Genomic DNA, 26,165 nt, shown 5'->3' with positions numbered 1-26,165 from the left:
GTCAGCCCTTGTTGGCGCCCAGGGTCAGGCCGCTGACGAACTGGCGCTGGAGCACGAAGTACACGATCAACGTGGGGATCGCGGTCAGCAGGGCGCCGGCGGCGACCAGGTTGGGGTCGGTGAAGTACTGGCCGGAGAGGTTGTTCAGGGCCGAGGTGATCGGCATGTTCTCACCGGTGGAGATCAGCACGATCGCCCAGAAGAAGTCGTTGTAGATCCAGATGGAGAGCAGGGTCGCCAGGGCCGCCATCGCGGGCTTGCACAGCGGCAGCACGATCTGCCAGTACAGCCGCCACACGGACGCGCCGTCGACCAGCGCGGCCTCGGTCAGCTCGTGCGGCAGCGAGCGCATGTAGTTGCTCAGCACGAAGGCGCAGAAGCCGGACTGGAACGCCACGTGGATCAAGACCAGGCCGAGCGCGGAGTCGTAGAGCTTGCCGCTGACCGTGATGCCCGGCAGGTCGACCAGGAGGTACAGGCGGTACAGCGGGGTGATGATCACCTGTTGCGGAAGAAGGTTGCCGGCCGTGAACACCAGGAGCAGGAACAGGTTGACCCGGAAGTCGAAGCGGCTGACGTAGAACGCCACGCACGACGACAGGAAGAGGGTCACGAGCACGGCGGGGACCGCGATCAGCAGCGTGTTCCCGAAGTAGTGCAGCATGTCCGACTGCTGGAACGCGTTCGTGAAGTTGTCCAGGCCGAGCCTGTCGGGCCAGGAGACATAGCCCTTCTCGCTGGTCTCCGCGTAGGGGCGCAGGGCCGCGAACAGGGCCCACAGCAGGGGCGCCAGCCACGCCAGGGACGTCACGACGAGGAAGGTGTGCAGCAGGATCCGGGCGGGGCGGACGGGGGTGCGCTGCCTGGACGCGAGGGTCGCGCTCATGCTCGCCGCTCCTTCCGGAAGGTCGCGATCAGGTACGGGATGATCACGGCGAGGGAGATCACCAGCAGGACGACGGCGATCGCCGATCCGTATCCGATGCGGCTGGACTCGCCGATGATGTTGTTGGTGACCAGGATCGACAGCAGCTCGGTCCCCTGGGCGCCCTTGTTGAAGACGAAGACCAGGTCGAAGGCGCGCAGGGCCTCAATGATCGTCACCACGAGGACGACGGTGTTCGTGGGCCGCAGGGTCGGGAAGATGACGTTCTTGAACGTCTGCCACTCGTTCGCGCCGTCCAGGGCGGAGGCCTCGCGCAGGGCCGGGTCGACGCTCTTCAGGCCGGCCAGGTAGAGGATCATCATGTAGCCGGCGTGCCGCCAGGAGGCGGCGACGAGGATGGCCCAGAGGTTGAGGTCCGGGTCGCCGATCCAGTCGATGTAGTGGCCCGGCTCGTTGGCGCCGATCAGACTGTTGATCAGGCCCGTGTCCGGGTTGTAGACCAGCTGCCAGACGAAGCCGATGACGGCCATGGAGACCACGACCGGCAGGAAGAAGGCCGTCTGGTAGACCCGGCTGAACCGGATCCTCTTGTCCAGCTGGACCGCCAGGAAGAGCCCGAACGGGGTCGGGACCAGGATGAGCACGACGAACCAGACGACGTTGTGCTGGACGGCGGGCCAGAACTGCGGGTTGTTGCTGAACAGCTCCCTGAAGTTGTCCAGGCCCACCCACTTGATCGAGTCGAAGCCGATGCCGTCCCAGGTGGTGAAGGCCAGGGCGACGGAGGCGAGGGCGGTGACCCAGACGAGGGCCACGTGCAGGACCGTCGGCACGCCGGCCATCAGGCCGAGCGTGAGCCGGTCGCGGCGGGTCAGCAGGCGCCGGTGGCCCTGCGGAGCCCACTTCTTCGGGGTCGCGGTGCCCGGAGACGGCTCGGCGGCCGCCTCCGGGATCTTCGTGGTCGTTTCGGAGCTCATGTGTCGGTGCTCATCCGCCTCGGCTCGAGCGTCTCAGCCGGACGCGAAGATCGTCTTCTTCTGACGCTCGATCGACGTCAGCAGGCTGTCGATCCCCTTGGGGTCGCGGACGAACTTCTGGAGCGCGGGCTGCATCACCGTGGAGGTGAAGTCGGGCCGGCTGTCACGGTCCATGAACTGCGTCAGGTGCTTGGCGCCGCTGATCATCGCGTACGCCTTCTTCTGCAGGGCGGTGTACGAGGAGGTGTCGGCCTTGGAGGAGGCGGCGACGACGCTCGGGTCGGCCTTGAGGTAGATCGCCTCGGCCTCCGGGGTGCCCAGGTACTGCAGGAGCTTGACGGCGGACGCCTTGCTCTTCGGGGCCTTGGAGAGCATGAAGCCGTCGGTGGGCGCCTCGACGGTGTCCTGGCCGTAGGCCGGGTCGATCTCCGGGAACGCGAAGAAGTCGAGGTCGTCGGCGTCGGTCTGGTCGGTGAACTGCTGCGCCACGAAGGTGCCCAGCAGATACATGCCGGCCTTCTTGGAGACGAGGGTCTGGGCGGCGTCCTGCCAGGTGCGGCCGACGGCGCCGTCCTGGTGGTAGGGGAGGATCTCGGCCCAGTGGTCGAAGGTCTTGCGGACCTTGGCGTCGGTCCAGGAGGCCTTGCCCGCCATCAGTTCGACGTGGAAGTCGTAGCCGTTGGTGCGGAAGTTGATCTGGTCGAAGGTGCCGAGCGCGGGCCAGGCATCCTTGTCGCCGAAGGCGATCGGGACGAGGCCGTCCTTCTTCATCTGCTTGCACAGGGCGACGAGCTGGTCCCAGGTGGTGGGGACGGTGTAGCCGTGCTGCTGGAAGACGCTCTTCCGGTAGAAGAGCGCCCAGGGGTACGTGTACAGCGGCACGAAGTAGTACTTGCCGTCCTCGCCCTTGCTGAGCGCTTTCATCGCGTCGGGGAAGTCGCCGCCGATCTGCTGCCACACGTCGTCGATCGGGGTGGCGAGCTTCTTGGCCGCGAAGAACTGCATGCGGTAGCCGGCGAACCAGTTGAACACGTCGTCCGGGGTGCCCTGGAGGTAGGAGTTGATCTGCTCCTGGAACGTGTTGTGGTCCTTGGTGTTCACGTCGACCGTGATTCCGGACTGCTTCTTGAAGGCCGCGTAGATCTCCGCGAAGGCCTTCTTCGGGACGGCGTCGGAGGCGTTGGAGCCGAGGGTGACGGTCTTCGGGTCGGCCGCGGTGCCACTGCCGCCGCAGGCGGAGAGCAGGGGTATGCCGGCGCCGAGCACGGCCGCGCCGCCCATACCGCGCAGGAGGGTACGACGGCTCGGGGAGGGGAGAGCGAGACGGCCGGAGGGGGAGAGGTGGTGCATGAGCGGCTCCTGACGCGAGGTTCGGCCACGGAGTGTGGCTGAAAGCCGGTCACAATCGACCAGAAATCAACTTGACCGAACACGGGGTGGCGCAATAACAGCCGTATGTCCGGTCATGCGTCAAGAGCCGCTGGCTTCATTTGTCGAAACGTAATCGACGCACCTTGATCACTTACGTGATCAATTCCCGCTCCCCCTCTTGATCATTTAATTGCTCACTTACAGGCGGCGATCATTTGTGGGCAGCGATCACTTGAAGGCACTGATCACTTGAAGGTAGTGATCACTTGTAGGCGGCGAACGCCTTCGAGAACGCGGAGTCGGCCTGGACGATCGAGCTGCATGTCGCGTCCGCGTAGTTCTTGGCCCCGCCCGCGCACTGCTTGTCCCGGGTGGCCGACCACATCGACAGCGGGCCGAGCCCCTTGGCCTTGGCGAAGGCGACGAGCTGGGTGGCGTCGTCGACCTTGAAGATCTCGGACGTGACGTCGTTCACACCGATCATCGGGGTGACCCCGACCGCCTTCCAGGCCGCGCTGTCACTGAGCCCGAGGACGCTCTTGACCTGCGCCTGGGTGGCGGTGGCGGCCTGTTCGGCATAGGTCCCCATGTCGCCGCTGTACGCCGGCCCGTAGTCCATCGCCATGATGTTGACGGTGTCGATGCCGACGCCGGCGGACTTGGCGCCGGCCAGCAGGTTCACCCCGTCCTGCGTCAGCCCCTCGGGCATGACGGGAAGGGTGAACGACACGTTCAGATTCGGATGCTGCTGCTGGAGCTTCGCGATCGCCTGGGCGCGGCGGGTGTTGGCCGCCGCATTCGGCAGCGCGCCGCCCTCGATGTCGAAGTCCACCTTGGTCAGCTGGTAGGCGTCCACCGCCTTTCCGTACGCCGCCGCCAGCGCGTCCGCCGAGGAGCAGGTCGTCGCCAGCTCGGAGCCGGAGGCGCCGCCGAAGGAGACCCGGACGTCACCGCCCTTGGCCCGCAGGGCCCCGATCTGCGCGGCCACGCCGTCGCTCGCGAGGTCGGTCACCCCGCCCCACTTGGGCGTGCAGCCGCCGCCGTCGGTGACGAACGCCAGGTTGTAGTCCTTCACCCCGGTCGCGCTGACGCTCGCCAGGAGGTCGAAGGCGGGGTACAGGGAGGTGTCGACGTAGGGGGCGAACCCGGCGGAGGCGGTGGTGCCGGTACCGGTGCTCGCGCTGGTGCTCGGGGCGGGAGAGGTGGTCGCCGGAGAGGAGGGCGAGGAGGTGGCGGTCGGACTCGGGGCCGTGGTGGGACTCGCGCTCTGGGTCGGCCTGCCACTCGGCTCGGGCGTCGCGCCGTCGTCGGCGGAACACTTGGCGCCGTCGACCAGACAACCGGCGGGATCCCCGCTGCCGTTGACGACGAATCCGACGGTGACGGACTCCCCGACGGCGAGCCCGTCGGTGTCCCACCCGGGCGGCGAGACGGTGACGTGCTGCCCGCTGACGGCCGACTCGCCGTTCCACAGGGAGCCCAGCTTCGCCCCGGCCGGCAGATCGAACTCGAGCTTCCAGTCCGCCTTCGCCCGACCGCTGTTGTTCGTCACGACGTACTGCGCGGTGTACCCCGTCGACCAGTCGCTGGTCCTGGTGTAGGCAGCCCCGACCCCGGCCGCCTGCGCGGTACCGCCGAGCAGAACGGCCCCACCGCCCACCACGGCCGCGGCGACCGCACCGCCGATCATCTTGTTCCTGCCACTGATCCTGCGCCGATGCGTGCTCATCACGTGCCTGCCTTCACTGCTCACGGGAGTTCCCGGGGGTGGGGTGCGGCAGCACGCTAGCGATCCCGAAACGGGCAAAGCGCCTGATAGGGACGGCTGTTGAGGTTCTTAGGGAGCGCTTAAGGAACACATCGGGGGCGGTTAAAGGTCGAGACCGGTTCGCCCCTCAGGAACGGCCGACGAGTGCCCGCCGTCGTCTGCGGACAGCTCCCCGGTGGCCCCTGCGCACCGGCTCCCGCCCGTCCAGCTGGATCCAGAGCCGCACCTCGGTGCCGCCCAGTACCGAGGAGCCGATGCGGACGTCACCGCCCGTCGACTCGGCGAGCCGACGGACGATGTCCAGGCCGAGGCCGGTCGAGCCCGCGGTGCCCGAGCCCCGGCCGCGCGCCATCGCCGCCTCGGGGTCGGCGATGCCCGGGCCCGCGTCCGAGACGAGGACGATCACCGCGTCCTCGCCGTTGTGGACGTCGACCGCGAAGGCCGTGCCCTCCGAGGTGTGCCGGAACACGTTGCCGAGCAGGGCGTCCAGGGCGGCGGCGAGGTCGGTACGGGCCACGGGTATGCGAACCGGGCGGTCCACACCGGCCGTGCGCACCTTGCGGCCCTCGTCCTCCGCGAGCGCCGACCAGAACGCCATCCGCTCCCGGACCACCTCCGCCGCGTCGCAGCCCGCGCCCGGACCGGCGGCCGCCGTCTGCGGCTTGGCCTCCCGCGCCGTCCGGATGATCGTGTCCACCTCGCGCTCCAGCTGGGCGACGGCGGTCCTCGTCTGCTCGGCGGCCGGAGACTCGCCCAGGGAGGCCGCGTTGAGCCGCAGCACGGTCAGCGGGGTCCGCAGCCGGTGGGACAGATCCGCCGCCAGCTCCCGCTCGTTGGCCAGCAGTTGGACCACCTGATCCGCCATCGAGTTGAACGCGACCGCCGCGAGCCGCAGTTCGCTCGGACCCTCCTCGGGCACTCTCGCCCCGAGCTTGCCCTCCCCCAGCTCGTGCGCCCCCTCGACCAGCCGCCTCGCCGGCTGCACCATCCGTACGCCCAGCCGGTCGGCGACGGCGACCGAGCCGACGACCAGCGCCGCCCCGACCGCCGCCAGCACCGCCCAGGCCGTGCCGACGCCGTTGCTCACCTCGGACTCGGGGACGAACACCTCGATCACCACGGTCCCCAGGCTCAGCGCGACCGGCTGGAGCAGCGCGGAACCCCCGGCGACCTCGGTGGTGGAGGCACGGCCCAGCTTCCGTACGGCCGCGATGTCCGCGTCCGCGGCACGCTGCCGGCCGAGGTCGACGGCGGCCCGGCCGTCGCTCGCCGGCAGGTGCACCGCCATGCCGTCGTCCGAGCCCGCCGAGGCCACGACCCGCTCCAACTGGTCGCGGTCGGTCGTGATGGACAACGCCGGGACCACGACCGCGGCCTCCCGCTCGGCGTTGGAGAACGCGCGGTCGCGGGCCATCTCCTTGATGACCAGACCGAGCGGGACGGCGAAGGCGACCACGACCATCGTGGTGACCGCCAGACAGACCTTGACCAGTGCCCATCTCATCGGATCGGTCCCGTCCCCCCGGAGTCGCGGACGGGCGGCTCCAGCTTCACGCCGACACCCCGCAGGGTGTGCAGATAGCGCGGCCGCGCCGCCGTCTCGCCCAGCTTGCGGCGCAGCCAGGACAGATGGACGTCGATGGTCTGGTCGTCGCCGTAGGACTGCTGCCACACCTCGGCCAGCAGTTCCCGGCGCGGGACCACGACCCCCGGCCGGCCGGCGAGAAAGGCCAGCAGGTCGAACTCGCGGCGGGTGAGGTCGAGCCGTACGCCGTCCAGTTCGGCCTGACGGCGCAGCGGGTCGACGGTCAGACCGCCGACCCGGATCACGCTGGAGGGCGCGGCCTCCGCGGCACCGGACCGGGCCCGCCGCAGCACGGCCGCCATCCGCGCCGACAGGTGCTCCACCGAGAACGGCTTGGTCAGGTAGTCGTCCGCGCCCGCGTTCAGCAGCCGGACGATCTCCGTCTCGTCGTCGCGCGCGGTGGCGATGATGACCGGCACGTCCGTGATGCCGCGCAGCATCTTCAGGGCCTCGGAGCCGTCCAGATCGGGCAGGCCGAGGTCGAGGATGACCACGTCGAAGCGGAAATGGGCGACCTCGCGCAGCGCCTCCAGTGCCGTACCGACGCTGCGCACGAGGTGCGAGGCGTCGGTCAGCTGCCGGATGAGCGCCGAGCGTACGAACTGGTCGTCCTCGACCACGAGCACACTTGCCATGCGCCGCAACCTACGCCATGCGGACGAGGGTCATTCTGGCCTGTGGACAACTCGGCTCCTGTGGACGACCGGTGAGGCGACCGTGCGCGGCCGAGGGGACGGCCGAGCGCATCCGTGCGACACGGGTGAGGCGCGTGGGGCAAGATGGCCCGCGATGCGCAGAGGACTCGTACACGTACTGGCCTGGTCGCTCGCCACGGGCGCGGCGGTCACGCTGTCGTGGTGGGGTGTCCACACGGTGATGGCGGGCACGGCCTACGACCCGCCGCGCGCCCTGCCGCTCACCGCGGGCGACACGATCACGCAGGAGTCGAAGCCGCCGGCCTCGCCGACGAGCGGTCCGTCCACGTCGCGGAGCCCGTCCCCGAGCCGGACCCCGGCATCCCCGTCCCCCTCCCGGACGGCGGCGACCTCCGGTCCCTCCCCCAGCGCCTCCGAAACGCCCCGGGGCACGTCCCAGGGCACGGTCAAGAGTTACGACACCGACGGCGGGCTGGTCGTCTTCGACCTGGGCAAGAGTGCCGCGTCGCTGGTCTCGGCGACGCCGGGCGCGGGCTGGTCGATGCAGGTGTGGAAGACGGAGTCGTGGATCCGGGTGGAGTTCAGCTCCGGCGCGGACCGGGTGTCGGTGTTCTGCACCTGGCACGACGGGCCGCCCCGGGTGGAGGTCGGCACGTACTGACGTCCGGAGCTCCGGGCGGCGGCCCGACGGCCGGAACCCGGGGCGGGCCGGCCGGTCTAACGGAAGACGGAGGGCGGCGGGGCCGGTGAGGCCACCGCCGACGCGTCCACGACCGGTACCGCGCCGCCGGTGAAGTCGGTGAGCGCCCTGCCGTGCTCGACCCGGCCGGGGTGGGGGTCGGAGGCGGCCCTGCGGGTCAGCTCGGCGGTGGGCAGCGGCCGGTCGGAGGCGACGAGCACGGCGTTGCCGAACCGTTTGCCGCGCAGCACGGTCGGGTCCGCGACCAGCGCGAGTTCCGCGAACCGTGCGGCGGCGGTGGCGATCTGGCCGCGCAGGTGCGCGAGCGGCGGGCCGTCGGCGAGGTTGGCGGCATAGGCCCCGCCCGGCTTGAGCGCCCTGCGGACCTCGTCGAGGAACTCGGTCGATGTGAGGTGGGCGGGGGTCCGGGCGCCGCTGAACACGTCGGCCAGGACGAGATCCGCCCACCCGTCGGGCACCTTGACGAGACCTTCGCGTGCGTCGACCGACCTCACCCTGACGCGCGCCCCCGGGTCCAGCGGCAGCTCCCGGCGGACCAGTTGGACGAGGGCCGCGTCCCGTTCGACGATCTGCTGGGTGGAGCGGGGGCGGGTGGCGGCGACGTACCGGGCGAGGGTGAACGCGCCGCCGCCGAGATGCACGACGTGCAGGGGCTTGCCGGGCGGTGCCACGAGGTCGATGACATGACCGAGGCGCCGCTGGTACTCGAAGGAGAGATGGGCGGGGTCGTCGAGGTCGACATGCGACTGGGGGGCTCCGTCGATGAGCAGCGTCCAGGCCCGCGCCCGGTCCCGGTCGGGTACGAGCTGGGCGAGCCCGCCGTCGACGGGCTCGACGACGGCGTCGGCGTCCCGCTCGCGCCGGGTGTTCCTGGACTTTGCCATGACAGCATTTTCGCAGGCCGCGGACACTCCCCGCGCGCCCGACCGACCAGCACCCGACCAGCACCCGACCAGCGACAGGCCGGCCGACCGAACAGAGGCCGGGCAGAGGCCGGGCAGAGGCCGGACGACGGCCGGGAAGGGCCCGCACAAGCGGGCTGGTAAGGGCCGGACGAGCAGCCGGGAATGGGCCGGACGAACAGGCGAGCGCGGGCGCACAAGCGGGCCAGCGCGGGCCGGACGAGCGAACGAGCACGAGCCGCTCAAGTAGGCGAGCACGGCCGGGAGAGAAGTCGAGTACAGGCCGGACGAGGAGGCGAGCACAGTCCGGAGAGAAGGCGAGCACCGGCCGCACAAACAGGCGAGCACGGCCGGGACAGAAGGCGAGTACAGGCCGGACGCGGAAGCGAGCACGGGCCGCGCAGGCAGGCGGGTGGGGGCCGGGCAGGTGGGTGGGCAGGTGCCGGGGGCGGTCGTGGAGTTCACGGCACGCGCGCGTGCGCTCGGGGGCCCACGCGCCGACGGGTGCCTCGCCGGTCACATCGCAGGCGGCTTCACCGGCAGCTGTCCGCCGCCTCGATCAGCCGGGCCGCCTCACCCAACGCCCGCCGCAGTACCGCCGGATCCGTCGCGAGGTCCGCCTCACCGGGGGGCACCAGCCAGTCCGAGCCCCGGACCGGCGACTCGGGGGCGAGTCGCAGTCCCCGGCCGTCGGTGTTCGTACAGGTACTGCCCGGCATGTCCCATGCCGCCGCCGTCCCGGCCGGCACCACGAAGCCGAGCGTGTCGTCGCCGTCGTCGTGCAGGACGGGCCCGACCCCGTCTCCCGTCGACCCCCTTCGCAGGATGTCGACCGCCTCCAACCCCTGACGGGTCGGCACCGTCACCAGATCGCACGCCGCCACCGATGTCATAGAAGGAACGTTGCTCTGGCTGGTCTCCATCCCGGCCTCCACCGCGCAGCCCGCCTGTAGTCCACAAGGTTCAACGCCTCACGGCGTCAAGGGCTACGGCGGAAGTCCGCCGCAAAGGATGGCAGTTCATGGCAGATCGCGGATGAGATATCCGGTTTGTAGCCAAACACCGCATGGCGGCCCGACCACAGCAGGTACGTTCTTGCCCGCCGGGAACAAGGGTGCCACACGGACAACTCATCCCTATTCCGGCATGGTTCGACGGTTCGCACGAGAGGACCCGGCCATGGCGTCGTCAACGGTGACCCCACCTCGGCCCGACCGGCCGGCACGGCCCAACCTCGCCTTCCGCCACCTGCGCGGACATCGCTCACCCGCCGAGTTCGCCGCACTGGTGCGGCGGGCCGCGCGTGAGATCGGCGAGTGCGTCAGCTGTGACGCGCGCTACATCGGGCGCGTCGAGGCGGGCGAGATCCGCTGCCCCAACTACGCGTACGAGCGGGTGTTCCTGCACATGTTTCCCGGCCGCACGCTCAGCGATCTGGGGTTCGCGCCCCGCGCGTCCGTGCGCGGACGAGGGGCTCGCACCCCTGAGGACGCGCCCTGCACGCACACCACAAGACCGGAGCGCACTACCAGTGACGAGCGGAACACGGGTGAGACGCGTGAGACGGGTGGGGCGCACCAGCCGTATGACACGCAGGACCCGTACGACAAGTACCACGACCACGAGGAGAGCGACGTGCTGCGTCGCGCATTCATGACCGGCGGAGGTGCCACCATGGCCGCCGCCACGCTGGGCCCCCTCGGGCTCGCCCACGACGCGTCGGCGGCTCGTCCCGTGCGCCGCGCGGGAACGAGCGAGGCCGGCGCCCTCGAAGAAGCGGTCCGCAGAATCCGGCTGCTGGACGACCGGCATGGGGCCGACGGCCTCTACCGGCGCGCCGCCGCCCCGCTACGCGCCGCCTACGCGCTGCTGGACGCCGGGACGACCCGGCAGACGACCGCCGACCGGCTCCACTCGGGCGCCGGGGAGCTGGCCATCTCGGTGGGCTGGCTGGCACACGACTCGGGCCGGTTCGACGACGCGCGCTCGCACTACGCGGAGGCCCTGGCGACCGCCCGGGTGACCGGGGACCAAGGGCTGGAGGCGCACGCCTTCTGCAACACGGCGTTCCTGGCGCGGGACGCGGGCCGGCCGCGCGAGGCCGTCCGTGCCGCCCAGGCGGCCCAGCGCGTCGCCCGTCCCCTGGGCTCGCCCCGCCTGATGTCGCTGCTGGCGCTGCGCGAGGCGGGCGGCTGGGCGGGGCTCGCCGACCGCACCGGCTGCGAACAGGCCCTCGTCCGCGCGCAGGCCCTGTACGACCGAGGTCCCTGCGACAGCGATCCCGAGTGGATGAGCTTCTACGGCGAGGCCGAGCTCGAAGGGCTCGAGGCGCAGTGCTGGTCGACGCTGGGCGACTGGCCGCGCGCGGCCCGGCACGCGAAGCGGGCGGCGGACCTCCAGGACCCGCACTTCTCCCGGAACATCGCGCTGTACACGGCCGAACTGGCCGACGACCTCGCGCGCGGGGGCCTTCCCGACGAGGCGGCGGTGGCCGGGATGCGGGTCCTGGACCTGCTGGACCAGGTCCAGTCCTCCCGGATCCAGACGATGCTGGCGGGTACGGCCAGAGTGCTGCTGCCGCACCGGCGGGCGGGGGGCGTGTCCACGTTCCTGGAGCGGCACGCCTCGACACCGCGGATGGTGTGACACCCGGTCTGCGCAGCCCTCCGCGGTCACCACGGCCCACGCGACCACCCGCGGTTAGCCGAGGTGCCCGAGGTCGTTCCAGCTCTCGATCGCCGGTTCGCCGTAGGCCCAGCCCAGGACCGACAGTGACGTCGGGTTCAGCCGGATCCGGGCCGCGAAGTCCAGCGGCAGACCCAGCCAGCGTGCCCCGATGGAGCGGAGAATGTGCCCGTGGGCGAAGACCAGCACGTCCCGGTCGGCCGAGCGGGCCCAGGCGACGACCTCGTCCGCGCGGGCGGTCACCTCGGCGAGCGTCTCGCCCTCGGGGACACCGTCGCGCCAGATGAGCCAGTCGGGCCGGACGGCCTGGATCTCGGCGGGGGTCATGCCCTCATAGGCGCCGTAGTGCCACTCCATCAGGGTGTCCCAGGTGGCGGCCCGCTCACCGAAGCCGGCGAGCTCGCACGTCTCCCGCGCGCGTGCCAGCGGGCTGGTGCGTATCTCCACGTCCGTCAGGCCGTCGTACGGGGCCCGGCGCAATCGCTCGCCGAGCAGCTTGGCACCCCGGCGCCCCTCCTCCAGGAGAGGCACATCGGTCCTGCCGGTGTGCTTGCCGGACAGCGACCACTCCGTCTGTCCGTGCCGGGCCAGCAGGATGCGCGGTGCCATGGGGGACCTTTCCGGGGAGACCCTGAGCGGGATCAGGGGAGAAACCAGGGGCGGAGCCCTTCCATCATCGCTCACCCTGAACAGGGGCAACCCGGTGGGCGATCTCAGCGTCTTTGAGAGCCGGGGGCCTACGAAGGGGCGCGTACGCACGCCGTAAAGTGGCCCGTCCCGAGCCACTGGCACACCAGCGACGAGACAGCGACACGAAGGGGGAGGCAATCGGATGCCGCAGACCGAGACACCAGGCACCGAGGCGGCCCCGCGGACACGGCTGCGCTGGTGGACGGAGCTGCCCCTGATCCTGCTGGTGTACGCCTGCTACTCCGCGGGCCGGCTGCTCGCGCGGGGCGATGTGACCACCGCCGTCGACCACGGTCTGGCGCTCCTGCGCATCGAGAAGTTCCTGCACATCAACGCCGAGCACCCGCTGAACCGGCTGTTCAGGAGCCAGGCGTGGATCGGTGTGCCGGCCGACTTCTGGTACGCGTCGCTGCACTACCTGGTGACACCGGTGATCCTGGTCTGGCTGTTCCGGTCCCGGGCCCTGCGCTACCGGGCGGCCCGCACCTGGCTGATGACGTCCACGTTCATGGGCCTCATCGGCTTCACGCTGATGCCCACCTGCCCGCCCCGGCTGCTGTCGGCCGGCCACGGCTTCGTGGACACCATGGCCCAGTACAGCTCGTACGGCTGGTGGGGCGGCGAGGCGAGCGCGCCGCGCGGCATGGGCGGCATGACCAACCAGTACGCGGCCATGCCGAGTCTGCACGTCGGCTGGGCGCTGTGGTGCGGCGTCATGCTGTGGCGGTACGGCGGCACGCGTACGGCGAAGACGGCCGGTGTCGTCTACCCGCTGGTGACGACGCTCGTGGTGATGGGCACCGCCAACCACTACTTCCTCGACGCGGTCGCGGGCGCGGCCGTGATGGGCGTCGGGCTGCTGCTGACGCCGTTGGTGATGCGCGGCGCGGACCGTGCCCGGGTGTGGTTCGCGGCCCGTGTCCCGCTGGTCGCGGCGGCCTCTCCGACCGCATCGGCCTCGATTGTCAGTGGCGGATGCCAGACTTCGACGGGTGAGCGAATTCCACGGCAGCGCGAGTCACGGTTCGGCCCCGGAGCCGAGCCGGGTGCCACCCCCTCGGACGCGGGGGACGGCGCTCCGGCAGCGGCTCGCTGAGCTGCGCGGCCCCGACGTTCCGGCCAAGGCGCTGGACGCCCGTGCCCTCGCGGCGCTGGCCGCCAACCCCGGCTGCCGGCGGCGCGCGATCCTCGACGGCGCCGGGGTGGACAAGGCGACGCTGGCGGACGCGCTGGGCTCGCCCTCGGCCTTCGGGCAGTCCCAGTTCGCCCTGACCCGCGGCAACGCGTTCGAGGCGAAGGTGAAGGCGGACGGCGGGGCGGAACTGCTGCGGCTGGTGCACGAGCGGCTGGACCCCGGCGCCGCGCCGCCCGTCGGCGCGGCCCTGCCCGACCTGTCCGCGATCGGCCCCGAGGGCCGCACCGCGCGCACCGCGCTGGCGCTGCGCGAGGCCACCGAGGCGACCGGCACCTGGACGCTCCTGGACCATCCGATGATCGCGCTCGACGTCGCGGGCTCCCCCGCCTTCCTGGAGCCGGACGCGGTGGTGGTGCACCCGGACGGCAGCTGGACGGTCGTGGAGATCAAGTCCTTCCCGATGCTGGACGGCTCGGCGGACCCGGCGAAGGTCGGTGCGGCCGCCCGGCAGGCCGCCGTGTACGTGCTCGCCCTGGAGGCGGTCGCCGCCCGTCTCGACCCGGGCCCGCGCGTGCGCCACCGGGTGCTCCTGGTCTGCCCCAAGGACTTCTCCAACCTGCCCACCGCCTCCGCCGTGGACGTACGCAAGCAGCGCGCGGTCACCAGCCGCCAACTGGCCCGCCTCACCCGCATCGAGGACATCGCCGACGCCCTCCCCGAGGGCACCTGCTTCTCCCCCGAGCTGCCCGCCGAACAGCTCACGGCGGCCGTCGAGGCGGTCCCGGCGGCGTACGCGCCCGAGTGCCTGGCCGCCTGCGAGCTGGCGTTCCACTGCCGTGAGCGGTCCCGCGCGGCCGGCGCGGTCACCTCCCTGGGCCGTTCCGTACGGGCCGAACTGGGCGGGCTGACGACGGTCGAGGGCGTCCTGGCGGCGGCCCGCGGCGAGAGCGGCGATCCACGGGATCCCGCGGTGGCCGCCCTGCGCCGGGCCGCCCGACTGCGCACCGAGGCGCTGGGGGCGATGTGTCACTGATCACCACCCTCGCCCGCCTCGAGGCCGTCACCACCGGCCGCGCCCAGCCCACCGCCACCGTCCGGCACCGGCACCTGTCCGAGCGGCCGCTGGTCTTCGTGCCGCTGACCACCGCCGGTGAGGCCGGCGCCCCGCTGGGCGCGCTGGTCGGCACCGACCGGGAGGCGCCGCGGCTGCTGGTCGTGCCGCAGCCGCGCGACCGTGAGCTGAGGTTCGCGTTCCTCGCCGAACTGGCCGACGTCGTCCTGCCGTACCTCGACTCCTACGCCGACGTCGTCGAGGCCGCCGAGCGCAGCGAGACCGACCCGGAGACCGGCAAACGCGTCAAGGTCGAGGTCGAGCTGTGCGCCGACGCGCCCCAGCTGATCGTCCCGAGCCGCGCGGGTGTCGACTTCGTGCGCCTCCTGGGCCGCTCCATGCGCTTTCGGCGGACGGCGGAACAGGACCCGGAGACGCCGTATCCCGCGCCCCCGCGCGTGCCCCTGCTCGGGCGCTGGCTGACCCACTACGGGGAGCGGTCCCGGGTGCCCGGCTCCTCGCTGCTGACGGCGATGACGGAGGTCCTGGGCCGGCACTGGGCGACCGGGCAGTCCAGCCTGGAGGACCAGCACCTGGGGGCACAGCTCGCCTGGATCGCCCCGCCGCCGGGTGAGACGGGCGCGGAGGCGGCGCTGCGCGCGGAACTCGCGCGGGACGCCGCCGGACAGCTGCGGTGCCCGCCGGCCGGTCCGGCGACGGACCCGGCGTTCGACAACAAGCTGCTCGCCCCGGCCATCGAGCGCTACGACCGTGCGCGTACCGCCCTGGCCGCCGCCGAGGACGGTCTCCAGGCCGACGACCGGCTGGGCGCCCTGACCGCGGCCGAGCGGGAGATCCGCGAGCTGGTGAAGAGCCGGACGCTGCCCACCTGGAACAAGGTGTGGGAGGGCCTGGACCTGCTGCGGGCGCTGCCGGAGGGCGCGCACGTCGAGGAACGGTGGACGCGCGACCGCTGGTCGTTCACCGGTCACCGCGACCGGGTCCTCGCCGGTGAGCCCCCGCAGCCGCGCCGCGACGACGCGGTCACCGCCGCCAACAAGCTCGCCACCCGCGAGCGCGAACAGGCCCGGCTGGAGGCGCAGGAGGCGCTCGACGACCCGCTGGTGATGGCGGGACGGCGGCTCGCCGGAGAGGCGTTCGCGGGCGAGGTCGTCGACGTGGTCATGGCGTACAGCGAGAGCAAGCGGCCGAGCCCGCGCCCGCTGGTCACCGTACGGACGGACGACCGGCCGCACCTCGGGGAGCGGGCGAAGGTGTTCCGGTCGCTGGGCGGGAAGCCGCAGGCGGCCGAGTTCGTGGGGCGGGACGGCGAGGACGGCGAGGAGGAGGACGGCCTGCTGGTGCTCCGGATCGTCGACAAGATGGGCCGCGGCAAGGAGCCCGAGGTGGGGTCCGTGCCCGAGAAGGGCGACCGGCTCTGCTTCACGCTCTTCGAACACGAGCAGCGCGGCGGCGCGAAGCTGCCCGATCCGGAGGACACGCCGTGGACGCACGGCGGTCCGCCGGGCGAGCAGGCGCCCGAGGTCCCCGATTCCGTCACCCAGGAGGATGTGCTGTGACCACCGAGGCCGCCTTCGACCCCGGTACCGCCGCCACCCGCGCCACCGACGCGATCCTGCGCGACACCCTGCACGGCACCGCGCGCGGGGTGGTCGTCGACTCCCCGCCCGGCGCCGGCAAGTCCACGCTCGTCGTCCGTGCGGCGCTGGAACTGGCCGACGCGGGGCGGCCGTTGATGGTGGTCGCGCAGACCAACGCGCAGGTCGACGACCTGGTCGTACGGCTCGCGGTGAAGAACCCCGAGCTGCCGGTGGGCCGGCTGCACAGCAGCGACGCCGACCCGTACGACAAGGTGCTCGACGAGCTGCCGAACGTACGGAAGTCGGCGAAGGCGGCGGAGCTGGCGGGCCTGCCGGTGGTGATCTCCACCGCCGCCAAGTGGGCGCATGTGAAGGTCGACGAGCCGTGGCGGCACGCCATCGTGGACGAGGCGTACCAGATGCGGTCGGACGGGCTGCTGGCCGTGGCCGGGCTGTTCGAGCGGGCGCTGTTCGTGGGCGACCCGGGTCAGCTGGACCCGTTCTCGATCGTGGGCGGCGAGCAGTGGGCGGGCCTGTCCTACGATCCGTCGGCCTCGGCGGTGAGCACCCTGCTCGCCCACAACCCCGAGCTGCCCCAGCACCGGCTGCCGGTGTCCTGGCGGCTTCCGGCGTCGGCGGCGCCCCTGGTCTCCGACGCGTTCTACCCGTACACCCGGTTCCGCAGCGGCACCGGGCACGGCGACCGGCGGCTGTCCTTCGCGGTGCCGCCGGACGGCTCCGGCACCGACCGGGTGATCGACGAGGCGGCGGAGTCGGGCTGGGGCCTGCTGGAGCTGCCCGCCCGGCACACGCCCCGGACCGACCCGGAGGCGGTGCGGGCCGTCGCGACGGTCGTCCGGCGGCTGCTGGACCGGGGCGGCGCGGCCACCTCGGAGCTCTCCCCCGATCCGACCCCGCTGACCGCCGGCCGGGTCGCGGTCGGCACCGCCCATCGCGACCAGGCGGCGGCGGTGCGGGCGGCTCTGGCGGAGCTGGGCGTCCCGGACGTGACCGTGGACACCGCGAACCGGCTCCAGGGCATGGAGTTCGACGTCACGGTGATCCTCCACCCGCTCTCCGGCCGCCCCGACGCCACCGCCTTCCACCTGGAGACGGGCCGGCTGTGCGTCCTGGCCTCCCGCCACCGGCACGCGTGCGTGGTGGTGTGCCGGGCAGGCGTGGGCGACCTCCTGGACGCCTACCCGTCGACGGAACCGGTCCAGCTGGGAACCCTCGTGAAGTTCCCGGACGGCTGGGAGGCGAACCACGCGGTACTGGCCCACCTCGCGGAACACCGGGTGTCCTGGAGACCCTGACCGGGCGGGAGTACCGGCGCCCCCGAAGTCCCGAGCCGACGGGAACATCGGAGCGGCCGGGAGCCTTGAGACTGCGGGGCCGAGGGCCTCTTGCGCGACCGGGGGACAATGGAGGGTGGTCCACTCCACCGGTGACGTCCACCCGTGGAACCATCCGAACCGTACGAGGAGGAGAAGACATGGCGGAGCCCACGCCGCGTCGGAACGAACCGCGGCTACGCCCCGCGCCCCTGCTCTTCGAGCCCGCCGAGGCGGCCGGTGATCCGGAGCACTTCTTCGACCTGGAGTCGATAGACGATCCGGCCGCGTTGCTCGCGCGGGCGACGGAGCTCACACTCGCGTTCCGGGCGGCCGCCGACCGGGCGGTGGAGTTCCAGGCCATGGCGGCGGCACAGCTCGCCGATCCGCGCCGCTTCGACCGGCTGACGCCGGCGGACATCGGCGAGCGGGCCGAGTGGACCGAGGACTACGCGAAGAAGATGGTCGAGTTCGGCCGGGATCTGCTGCGCGGCGACACCGAGGGCCGGGGGCACGCCGACCCCGTCTGAGCGCCGCGTCGTCCGAGCGGCCGCGTCGTCCGAGCGCCGCGTCGGCTCTGCCGGCCTCGTCGACCGCACCGGCCGTACGAGCCGCACGGGCGGCCGGGCGGAGGAGAGTGGTCGTCCAGTCCCGGTCCAGTCCGGTCCCGGTCCGTGCCGCACTCGCCCTGCCCGCCTGGCATATGCCGGGCGGGCAAGATACTCCTCCCTGCCCCCTCCCGTCCCGGTTTCCCGCAACCCTGTGAATTCGTCCGCTCACCCCCGGTAGACCTGGGGGTATGAGCAGCGCATGCGACGAACCCATCGGCGTCACCCCGGACGGCGCCGCCTGGCTGGCCTCCGCCGGGACATATCCGCGCAGCACGCTCGCCTTCTGGGAGGAGCGGCCGCAGGCCCCGGTGGTGCTGCCCTGCGGCTCGGCGTTCGACATCGTCAGCGCGCCGGCGATGTTCGGGCGGCTGATGCTCGACCGGCTGTGGGGCGAGGGGCCGGGCTCCGGGCCGGTGGCCGCGTTCCGCGGGCGGACGCTGCTGTTCGCGGCGCCGGGCACGGCCCAGCGGCTGCCCTCACTGCTGGAGTGGGAGGAGTGGAGCGCCGAAGGGCGCCGGGACGGTCGTACCGCGACGGTGCCGCCGCTGCTGTGTCACGGCACGGGCGACGCGGTGACCGTGCCCGCGCTCACCCCCGCCCGGGACGGCGCGTCGGCGCGCTGGATGGTCGCCCCGGACACCCGTCATCCGTGGCTGCCGGGCCCGGAGATCCTGCTGTGGGCGGCCGTCCGGGCGGCCCGTTCGGCCGTGCGGATTTCGATTTCTCCTCCCCAGGATCAGGATGCTAAGGTCTACGACGTCAGCAGGCGCCGCTAGCTCAGTTGGTTAGAGCAGCTGACTCTTAATCAGCGGGTCCGGGGTTCGAGTCCCTGGCGGCGCACCGACAGCAAAGGCCTCTCGCGAAAGCGAGGGGCCTTTCGCGTGCCCCGTCACAGGTGGGTGCCCGGCGTGATCTTCACTGTCCACTCCCCCGACACCGTGCGCCCCTCGACGTCCACCCGTACGCCGTTGCCCGGCACCGTGAAGCTCTCGCCGAGGGCGACCGGGGCGTCCGCGAGGGGCGGGTAGACGGAGTTCTCCCAGCAGGCCTCGGTGCGCGGGTGGGCGTCGATCACCTCGACCGGGCCCCGGCCGGAGCGGGCACCGCTGCTGACGCGGTAGACGAGGACGCCGCTGCGGCAGGCCGCCCGGTCGTTGCCCGCCGGGCCGCGCGCCTCGAAGGCGAGCGCGCTGTCGGGGCCGGTGCGCACCACCGCCACCTTGGGCCCGTTGCCGAGCCCGAAGGACGGCGCCCCGGAGGCACCGGCGACCCGCACGCCCGGCCCGGCGCTCAGCGGTTCCAGGGTCAGCCGGGTCGGACCCGGCCCCCGTACGCACACCACCTGGCGCTCGTCCAGCCAGCCCAGTTTCCACTTGTGCCAGGCGAAGAGGTCCGGGGCGAGGCCGAACTGGCTGCCCATCAGGTCCCAGTCGCCGACGTAGGTGTCCCAGTCGCCCTTGCCGTCGACGGGGCGGTGGTAGAGGTCGGGCAGGTCGAAGACGTGGCCGGTCTCGTGGGCGAGGACGAGACGGTCCGGGGGGTGCTGCTCGAAGACGGTGACGACCCGGCGGATGTCCGTGCCGTCGGCGGTCAGCGGGGTGTCCAGGTTGACGACCTTCGTGGCGTCCGAGTCGACGCCCGGCGCGTCCGGGTCGGCCACGAAGTAGACGACGTCGTAGCGGGAGAAGTCCACGTGGGGGTCGGCGGCGGCCAGCGCGTCGTGCAGGTAGGCGGCCCGGCTCTCGGCGTTCCAGTCACGCTGTATGGCGTACGCGGTGGACGGCTTCGGCATGCTGATCCAGCGCTTCAGCGGATGCGCGCGCAGGGCGAACTTCCCGTAGGAAGCCTGCCGGAAGAAGCGGCTGGTGGCCGGGAAGTGGTCGGCGGCCAGTTCGTCGGGGGAGGTCGTCGGGAACCGGTCCGGGAAGGACAGGAAGACCATCACCGCGTCGAGGGAACGGGCTGGCCGGGGGTAGGCGCCGTTCCAGGTGTTCACGCCCTCCGAGTGGTGGGCCGCGGTGCGGGCCAGGGCACACGGGGCGGGGGAGAACGGCTCGGCGACCGAGGGGCCGCCGACGAGCGAGTTCGCGACCAGCGCCGAGAGGGTGGTGAACACGGCCGCCGTACTGCGCAGTCGGGGGCGCGGAAGCAGTCGCACTCGTCGCGGCAGTCGCGGCACAGAGACCTCCGGAAGGCGGTTCACGGGACACCGCCACCAGCCTGTGTGAAATTGTCGTACTACGCCCTGTTTGTCTGCCCCAGACGAGTGAGGAGGCGGAAAGCGGGCATCACCTCGACACCCCCGGAATTCTCACGGAACGTCACAAGCGGTCGTCTCCCCACAGAACCGGGCCAGGTGCGGGCAGAAACGATCTGCCAGAAAGGCCGGTTGTTCGGGGACACTGGGCAGTGGCTGCGCGGGTCCGGGGGCAGCCTCTATGATCGGCAGACTTTCCTGCACGGACAGAGATCGAGTGCACTGCGGGAGCGAGCGGTGAGCGGAACGTCCGAAGGGCCGACGCCCGCGGCAGACCTCGACCGGTCAGCCGTCACAGAGAGTGACATCGACAGTACGGAAAGCGGGCTCCTGGTCAACCGACCACCGGCCTACCGTTCCGTCTTCGCGGCGGCGCCCCTCGCCATGGCCGTGGTCGACGGCGAGGGTCGCATCGTCGACGCCAACGACGCGCTCGGCGCGCTGCTCGGCGGGAGCGCGGGCCTGGTCGGGCGGGTCGCCTCCGACCTGCTGGACCTGGCCTCCGACGCGCGCACCTGGCACGCCTACCGCGAGGTGCTGCGCGGCCGGCAGGCGAGACTGCGCTGCACCCGGCGCCTGAAGCAGCCCGACGGGCGCTCACTGTGGGCGCAGGTCACCGTGTCCCCCCTCGACGCGGACATGCCCGGCGTACTGCTCTCGGTCGCCGACGTGAGCGCTCACCGTGACCTCCAGGCGAGACTGCGCCACCTCCAGATGCACGACCCGGTCACCCGGCTGCCCAATCGGACCCTGTTCTTCGAGCGGGTGTCCGCCGCGCTGGAGGCGGAGGCCTACGAGCAGAGCGGGACCGGCCGGATCGGCCTGTGCTACCTGGACCTGGACGGCTTCAAGGCGGTCAACGACACCCTCGGTCACCGGGTCGGCGACCTGCTGCTGGCCGCCGTCGCCGAGCGGCTGACGGAAAGCGCCGAGCAGGCCGGGCAGACCCGGCCGAGCGTGCCGCTGGTGGCCCGGCTGGGCGGCGACGAGTTCGCCCTGCTGGTCGAGGACTCCACCGGCACCGAGCAGTTGGCCGACCTCGCCGAGTCCGTGCTCAAGGCGCTCCAGGCCCCCTTCGACCTGGCCGGGCACCGGCTGAACGTCTCCGCGTCGATCGGGGTCGTGGAGCGGCACGCGGCCGGCACCACCGCGACCGGGCTGATGCAGGCCGCCGACACGACCCTGTACTGGGCGAAGGTGGACGGCAAGGACCGCTGGACGCTGTTCGACCCCGAGCGCAACGCCCATCTGATGACCCGGCAGGCGCTGGCCTCCACGCTCCGCCCGGCCATCGAGCGCGGCGAGTTCCGCCTCGACTACCAGCCACTGGTCGGCATGTCGGACGGCCGGCTGCGCGGCGTGGAGGCGCTGGTCCGCTGGGATCACCCCCGGTTCGGGCTGCTGTCGCCGAATCGGTTCGTCGCGCTGGCCGAGGAGGACGGTTCGATCGTGCCGCTCGGCCGATGGGTTCTGGCCACCGCCTGCCGCCAGGCACGGCAATGGCAGCTGGACAATCCGGACGATCCGCCGCTGTTCGTGAGCGTCAATGTGGCGGTGCGTCAGGTGTGGGACTCGGACCTGGTGGCGGATGTGGCGGAGATCCTCGCCGAGACCGGGCTCGCGCCGCACCTGCTCCAGCTGGAACTCACCGAGTCGGCCGTGATGGGCTCGGCGGGGCGGCCGCTCCAGGCGCTCCAGGCGCTCAGCGACATGGGCGTCGGCATCGCCATCGACGACTTCGGCACCGGCTACTCCAACCTCGCCTATCTGAGCCGGCTGCCGGTGTCGGTGCTCAAGCTCGACGGGTCCTTCGTACGCGGCTTCCAGTACGAGGGCGCGGGCTCCCCGCCGAACCCGGCCGACCAGGTCGTCGTCGAGGCGATGATCGACCTCGCCCACCGGCTGGGGCTCACCGTCACCGCCGAGTGCGTGGAGACCTCCGCGCAGGCGACCCGGCTGCGCAGCATCGGCTGCGACACCGGACAGGGCTGGCTGTACTCCCGTCCGGTGTCGCCGGATCGTATCTCCGAGCTGCTGGGGACCGAGACCTACGCCGTCGGCAACCCGTAGGCGTCGGCTACGAGTTCGTAGGAGCGCAGGCGCAGCTCACCGCGGTGGGCGTGGCTGGTGAGCATCAACTCGTCGGCACCCGTGCGCTTGTGGAGGTCGTCGAGGCCGGAGCGGACCTCGTCGGCCGTGCCGTGGATGATGTTCGCGCCCCAGGAGTCGACGAACTCCCTTTCCAGCGGACTGAATTCGTGTGCCTCCGCCTCCTCGGGGGAGGGGAACAGGCCGGGGCGGCCGCCGCGCAGCCGGATCATGTTGAGGCCGGTGGCCAGGACCTGGCGGCGGGCCTCCCGCTCGTCGTCGACGGCGAGCACGGAGACGCCGATCAGCGCGTACGGCTCGGCGAGCACCTCGGACGGCCGGAAGGACTCCCGGTACAGGTCGAGGGCCGGGACGGTGTTCTGCGCCGAGAAGTGGTGCGCGAAGGCGAAGGGCAGGCCGAGCACGCCGGCCAGCCGGGCGCTGAAGCCGGAGGAGCCGAGCAGCCAGACGGGCGGCCGGTGCGGCGACTGCACCCCGCCGGGGGACGTGCCCTGGACCGGTCCGGGGATCGCGTGGATACGGCCGTAGCGGTGGCCGTCGGGGAAGTCGTCGTCCAGGAAACGGGTGAGCTCGGCGAGCTGCTCGGGGAAGTCGTCGGCGCCCTCGTGCAGGGTCGCGGTGCGGCGCAGCGCGGCGGCGGTGGCGCCGTCGGTGCCCGGGGCGCGGCCGAGGCCGAGGTCGATACGGCGGGGGGCCAGCGCCTCCAGGGTGCCGAACTGCTCGGCGATGACCAGCGGCGCGTGGTTGGGCAGCATCACGCCGCCCGAGCCGAGCCGGATGCGGTCGGTGTGGGCGGCGAGGTGGGCGAGGATCACCGCGGGCGAGGAGGAGGCGACGCCCGGCATCGAGTGGTGCTCGGCGACCCAGTAGCGGTGGAAGCCGCGCGACTCGGTGAACCGGGCGAGGTCGACGCTGGTGCGCAGGGCGTCGGTGGCGGTGCGACCGGAGCCGACGGTGACCAGGTCCAGCACGGAGAGGGGCACCGGCGCGCCGCCCTGGGCCACCCCTCGGATCTCGTCCGCCACCGTCACATCGCTCACCGTCTCGTCCGCCGCCACGGGGGTCCTCCTGTTGTCGACCGTGCACTGTCCTCGGGCAGATAACAGGAGGGTGTCCCCGTTTATTCCCGGTCGGCCCGCCGGACCGACCGGGGCGGCCGGCCGGTCACACCTGCACGATCGGCTCCCGGGTGAACAAGGTGCCCAGGCGCGGGGCGTTCACCCGGCGGTCGGTGAGGCGCAGCGCCTCCCAGACCGTGACCTGGTTGGCGGTGAGAACCGGCTTGCCGAACTCCTTCTCCAGGGCGGGGAGGAACGCGGCCGTGTGCAGGGCGGTGTCGGGCAGCAGGATCGCCTCGGCGTCGGGCGCGTCGGCCGCCCGTGCGAGGGCGAACACCTCCGCCTCGCCCCAGGTGCCGACCTCGGCCGCCGTGACGATCCCGGCGCTGTGGACGCCGGTCACCTCCACCCCGCCCGCCCGCAGGAACCCGGCGAACAGTGCCGCCACGTCGTCCGGGTACGTCGCCCCGACGGCGACCCGCCCGGCGCCGATCTCCCGGGCCGCGTGCACGAAGGCGAAGGAGGTGGAGGAGGCCGGCATCCCGGCGGTCGTGGCCAGGGCGCGCACCTGCTCCTGGGCGCCCTCCCAGCCGTGCACGAAGCCGCCGCTGGTGCAGGCCCACACAACCGCCTCGGCGCCGGCCAGCCGCAACTGCTCGACGCCCTTCGCCAGCCGGTGCGGCGCGCCCATCTCGCGCAGCGCGTCGGCCCTGTGCGCGTCCTCGCCGATGTCCGTGTGGACCAGGTCCAACCGGATGTCACTGCCCAGGAGCTGCTCGATACGGGGGTAGTCGTCCTCGGCCGAGTGGCCCGGATAGAGGAAACCGAGTGCGGTCATGTCCAGCCTTCCTGCTGCTCTTCGTCCGGCAGGACCGGAGGTTCCTGCGGCACGGGAAGTTCCCGCGGTACCCGGGTGTCCGGCAGCCCGGGGGGCCACACGCGTGCCGAAGTGTCCAGCAGCGCTTGATACGGTCCCACCGCTCGGGTACCCAGTCGGCGCAACGCCGCCCACATGGTCACCTGGTTGGCCGAGATCACCGGTAGACGCAGTTCCGCCTCCAGTTGGGGGATGACGTCGTAGGTCGGCAGGTTGGTGCAGGAGATGAACAGCACGTCGGCGGTCGCGGGCGCGGGCACCGCCCGGTGGGCCATCTCCACCACCTCCCGGTACGGAACCCGCCAGATGTGCCGGGTCAGGCCCATGAACGCGCGTCCGGTGACCGTGCCGCCCGCCTCGGCCACGTACTCCTCGAGTGATCGCGTCACCGACTCCGTGTACGGCGTCACCAGGGCCACCCGGCGGGCGCCCAGCTCCGTCAGGGCCTCGATCAGCGCGCCCGACGTGGTCACGGACGGTGTCGCACCGGCCCTGGTCATCGCCTCGCACATCGCCCGCTCCCCCGCGAGCCCGCCGACGAAGCTGCCCGAGGTACAGGCGTAGGCCACGGTCTCGGGGGCGACCGCGATCAGGGTGCGGACGGCGTCCCTGAGGGTCTCGTGCTCGCTCACCCGGCGGGCGAGGTCCAGGCTGACCTCGACGGGGACGTACGGCGTGCGCGTCAGGTGCAGCGAGACGTCGTCCGGCGTCCAGCGCCACAGCTCGCGGTCCAGCGCGAAGTCGAAGGGGGCGACGACACCGAGGCCGCGCTGCGCGCGGGGGCCGCCGAGAAAGGTGACGTCCATTGCGGGCACCGCCCTCACCGGGAGACAGGATGCGCAACGAGCCGTACGAACGGCCGTGTTGACGACGGTAGGTTCGGGTGCGAACGTGGTCAATCCGCGCACGTCAGGCACTTGGTCACGGACGGAGGGGGCATCGGATGGCCGTCGTCCCCGCAGCGCTGCCCACGGTTCTCGTGCTGGACGCCGATCCCCCGCCCCGGCTCGGGCGCCTCACCGGTCGGGCCCGGGTGCTGCACACCGACGAGGCCTCCCTCGCCGCGCGACTGCCCGCGGCGGACGTCCTGCTGGTCTGGGACTTCACCTCGCACGCGGTGCGCGCCGCCTGGCCCGGCGAGGGGCCGCGGCCGGGCTGGGTGCACACGGCGAGCGCCGGCGTGGACCACCTGCTGTGCCCCGAGCTGGCCGCCTCGGACACGGTGGTGACCAACGCCCGCGGGATCTTCGACGAGCCGATCGCCGAGTACGTCGCCGCGCTGGTGCTGGCGATGGCGAAGGACCTGCCGCGGAGCTGGGAGCTTCAGCGGCGGGGCGAGTGGAGGCACCGGGAGGGCGGACGGGTCTCCGGGACCCGGGCCGTCGTCGTCGGGTCCGGGCCGATCGGACGGGCGATCGCCCGCACCCTGAAGGCGCTCGGCATGACCACGGCCGTCGTCGGCCGCGTCCCGCGCACCGGCATCCACGGACCCCAGGACCTGGACCGGCTCCTCGCCCGCGCCGACTGGGTGATCGCGGCCGCCCCGCTCACCGAGCAGACGCACGGCATGTTCGACACCCGGCGATTCGGCGTGATGCAGCCCTCCGCCCGCTTCGTGAACGTCGGCCGGGGACCGCTGGTCGTCGAGGACGCGCTGGTTCGGGCCCTGGAGCGGCGGTGGATCGCGGGCGCCGCCCTGGACGTCCTCACCACCGAACCCCTCCCCGCCGACAGCCCGTTGTGGCACGTCCCGGGGCTGCTGATCTCGCCCCACATGAGCGGCGACACGGTCGGCTGGCGGGACGAACTCGGCGCGCAGTTCGTGGAGTTGTTCGAGCGGTGGGTGGCGGGCCGACCGCTGAGGAACGTGGTCGACAAGCAACGCGGATACGTGCCCGGACACTGACGTCCC

Annotated in this window: 23 protein-coding genes and 1 tRNA gene; 11 read left to right on the top strand and 13 right to left on the bottom strand. The window is 72.2% G+C overall.

Annotated elements, in window-relative coordinates; all coding sequences use genetic code 11:
• Position 1: 1 nt before the first annotated feature.
• The 6 genes from ACFVYS_RS01085 to ACFVYS_RS01060 all read right to left on the bottom strand — a co-directional run bounded on the left by ACFVYS_RS01085 (position 2) and on the right by ACFVYS_RS01060 (position 7,222).
• Positions 2-886, bottom strand: a complete 885-nt coding sequence (locus tag ACFVYS_RS01085) for a carbohydrate ABC transporter permease (RefSeq protein ID WP_389497607.1) — start codon at positions 884-886, stop codon at positions 2-4.
• Positions 883-1,863, bottom strand: coding sequence for a carbohydrate ABC transporter permease (locus ACFVYS_RS01080; protein ID WP_389497605.1), 981 nt, complete (start codon positions 1,861-1,863; stop codon positions 883-885). Before ACFVYS_RS01080 ends, ACFVYS_RS01085 begins: the two co-directional genes overlap by 4 nt.
• A 33-nt stretch (positions 1,864-1,896) precedes the next feature.
• Positions 1,897-3,213, bottom strand: a complete 1,317-nt coding sequence (locus ACFVYS_RS01075; RefSeq protein WP_389497603.1) for an ABC transporter substrate-binding protein — start codon at positions 3,211-3,213, stop codon at positions 1,897-1,899.
• Positions 3,214-3,496: 283 nt separating this feature from the next.
• Entirely contained in the window at positions 3,497-4,963 is a 1,467-nt protein-coding gene (locus tag ACFVYS_RS01070) for a cellulose binding domain-containing protein (RefSeq protein ID WP_389497601.1), read from the bottom strand.
• A gap of 166 nt (positions 4,964-5,129) precedes the next feature.
• Entirely contained in the window at positions 5,130-6,506 is a 1,377-nt protein-coding gene (locus ACFVYS_RS01065; protein WP_389497599.1) for a sensor histidine kinase, read from the bottom strand.
• A complete protein-coding gene (locus ACFVYS_RS01060; RefSeq protein ID WP_389497598.1) occupies positions 6,503-7,222 on the bottom strand; it encodes a response regulator transcription factor in 720 nt (239 codons plus the stop codon). The genes ACFVYS_RS01065 and ACFVYS_RS01060 overlap by 4 nt, the downstream gene beginning before the upstream one ends.
• Positions 7,223-7,376: 154 nt before the next feature.
• Here ACFVYS_RS01060 and ACFVYS_RS01055 point away from each other — a divergent pair, with 154 nt between their 5' ends.
• Positions 7,377-7,904, top strand: a complete 528-nt coding sequence (locus tag ACFVYS_RS01055) for a hypothetical protein (RefSeq protein WP_389497596.1) — start codon at positions 7,377-7,379, stop codon at positions 7,902-7,904.
• A gap of 56 nt (positions 7,905-7,960) precedes the next feature.
• Here ACFVYS_RS01055 and ACFVYS_RS01050 read toward each other — a convergent pair whose 3' ends face one another.
• The gene (locus ACFVYS_RS01050; protein ID WP_389497595.1) at positions 7,961-8,827 is read right to left on the bottom strand and encodes a spermidine synthase; all 867 of its coding nucleotides are present in this window, start codon (positions 8,825-8,827) and stop codon (positions 7,961-7,963) included.
• 551 nt (positions 8,828-9,378) lie between these two features.
• Positions 9,379-9,768: a hypothetical protein gene (locus ACFVYS_RS01045; protein WP_389497593.1), complete on the bottom strand. Its 390-nt coding sequence runs from the start codon at positions 9,766-9,768 to the stop codon at positions 9,379-9,381.
• Between the two features lie 256 nt (positions 9,769-10,024).
• Between ACFVYS_RS01045 and ACFVYS_RS01040 the strand changes: the two genes are divergently transcribed.
• Entirely contained in the window at positions 10,025-11,491 is a 1,467-nt protein-coding gene (locus ACFVYS_RS01040) for a hypothetical protein (RefSeq protein ID WP_389497591.1), read from the top strand.
• Positions 11,492-11,545: 54 nt separating this feature from the next.
• Here ACFVYS_RS01040 and ACFVYS_RS01035 read toward each other — a convergent pair whose 3' ends face one another.
• Positions 11,546-12,139, bottom strand: a complete 594-nt coding sequence (locus ACFVYS_RS01035) for a histidine phosphatase family protein (protein ID WP_389497589.1) — start codon at positions 12,137-12,139, stop codon at positions 11,546-11,548.
• Positions 12,140-12,362: 223 nt separating this feature from the next.
• Between ACFVYS_RS01035 and ACFVYS_RS01030 the strand changes: the two genes are divergently transcribed.
• From ACFVYS_RS01030 to ACFVYS_RS01000, 7 genes are all read left to right on the top strand, one after another.
• Positions 12,363-13,316 carry a phosphatase PAP2 family protein gene (locus ACFVYS_RS01030; protein WP_389497587.1) on the top strand — a complete coding sequence of 318 codons (954 nt, stop codon included), beginning with the start codon at positions 12,363-12,365 and terminating at the stop codon, positions 13,314-13,316.
• Complete coding sequence (locus ACFVYS_RS01025) at positions 13,267-14,388, top strand: hypothetical protein (RefSeq protein ID WP_389497585.1); 1,122 nt, start codon at positions 13,267-13,269, stop codon at positions 14,386-14,388. Before ACFVYS_RS01030 ends, ACFVYS_RS01025 begins: the two co-directional genes overlap by 50 nt.
• Complete coding sequence (locus ACFVYS_RS01020) at positions 14,379-15,986, top strand: hypothetical protein (protein WP_389497583.1); 1,608 nt, start codon at positions 14,379-14,381, stop codon at positions 15,984-15,986. Before ACFVYS_RS01025 ends, ACFVYS_RS01020 begins: the two co-directional genes overlap by 10 nt.
• Positions 15,983-17,323 carry an AAA family ATPase gene (locus ACFVYS_RS01015; protein WP_389497581.1) on the top strand — a complete coding sequence of 447 codons (1,341 nt, stop codon included), beginning with the start codon at positions 15,983-15,985 and terminating at the stop codon, positions 17,321-17,323. Before ACFVYS_RS01020 ends, ACFVYS_RS01015 begins: the two co-directional genes overlap by 4 nt.
• A gap of 179 nt (positions 17,324-17,502) precedes the next feature.
• On the top strand, positions 17,503-17,871 hold the full coding sequence (locus ACFVYS_RS01010) for a hypothetical protein (protein ID WP_020132289.1): 369 nt from the start codon (positions 17,503-17,505) through the stop codon (positions 17,869-17,871).
• 269 nt (positions 17,872-18,140) lie between these two features.
• Entirely contained in the window at positions 18,141-18,728 is a 588-nt protein-coding gene (locus ACFVYS_RS01005; RefSeq protein WP_389497579.1) for a bifunctional DNA primase/polymerase, read from the top strand.
• Positions 18,719-18,792: transfer RNA gene (locus tag ACFVYS_RS01000), tRNA-Lys, on the top strand. The genes ACFVYS_RS01005 and ACFVYS_RS01000 overlap by 10 nt, the downstream gene beginning before the upstream one ends.
• A gap of 49 nt (positions 18,793-18,841) precedes the next feature.
• On the opposite strand, the gene ACFVYS_RS00995 is transcribed toward ACFVYS_RS01000, so the two are convergent.
• Positions 18,842-20,068 (bottom strand): M6 family metalloprotease domain-containing protein, encoded by a 1,227-nt coding sequence (locus ACFVYS_RS00995; protein ID WP_389497577.1) that lies wholly within the window; start codon positions 20,066-20,068, stop codon positions 18,842-18,844.
• 378 nt (positions 20,069-20,446) lie between these two features.
• Here ACFVYS_RS00995 and ACFVYS_RS00990 point away from each other — a divergent pair, with 378 nt between their 5' ends.
• Positions 20,447-22,279, top strand: coding sequence for a putative bifunctional diguanylate cyclase/phosphodiesterase (locus tag ACFVYS_RS00990; protein ID WP_389497575.1), 1,833 nt, complete (start codon positions 20,447-20,449; stop codon positions 22,277-22,279).
• Here the strand turns inward: ACFVYS_RS00990 and ACFVYS_RS00985 are convergent.
• The 3 genes from ACFVYS_RS00985 to ACFVYS_RS00975 form a co-directional block, all read right to left on the bottom strand.
• Positions 22,258-23,376 (bottom strand): LLM class flavin-dependent oxidoreductase, encoded by a 1,119-nt coding sequence (locus ACFVYS_RS00985; RefSeq protein WP_389497574.1) that lies wholly within the window; start codon positions 23,374-23,376, stop codon positions 22,258-22,260. The genes ACFVYS_RS00990 and ACFVYS_RS00985 overlap by 22 nt on opposite strands.
• A 106-nt stretch (positions 23,377-23,482) precedes the next feature.
• Positions 23,483-24,214 carry an aspartate/glutamate racemase family protein gene (locus ACFVYS_RS00980; RefSeq protein WP_389497572.1) on the bottom strand — a complete coding sequence of 244 codons (732 nt, stop codon included), beginning with the start codon at positions 24,212-24,214 and terminating at the stop codon, positions 23,483-23,485.
• The gene (locus ACFVYS_RS00975; protein WP_389497570.1) at positions 24,211-25,059 is read right to left on the bottom strand and encodes a decarboxylase; all 849 of its coding nucleotides are present in this window, start codon (positions 25,057-25,059) and stop codon (positions 24,211-24,213) included. Before ACFVYS_RS00975 ends, ACFVYS_RS00980 begins: the two co-directional genes overlap by 4 nt.
• Positions 25,060-25,196: 137 nt before the next feature.
• Between ACFVYS_RS00975 and ACFVYS_RS00970 the strand changes: the two genes are divergently transcribed.
• Positions 25,197-26,159, top strand: coding sequence for a D-2-hydroxyacid dehydrogenase (locus ACFVYS_RS00970; RefSeq protein WP_389497568.1), 963 nt, complete (start codon positions 25,197-25,199; stop codon positions 26,157-26,159).
• Positions 26,160-26,165 lie beyond the last annotated feature (6 nt).

It is taken from the genome of Streptomyces sp. NPDC058295, assembly GCF_042880655.1.
In the GTDB taxonomy this organism is placed as follows: Bacteria; Actinomycetota; Actinomycetes; order Streptomycetales; family Streptomycetaceae; genus Streptomyces; species Streptomyces coriariae.
The sequence above is the reverse complement of the archived record's forward strand: the minus strand, read 5'-3'. Positions and strand labels throughout refer to the sequence as shown.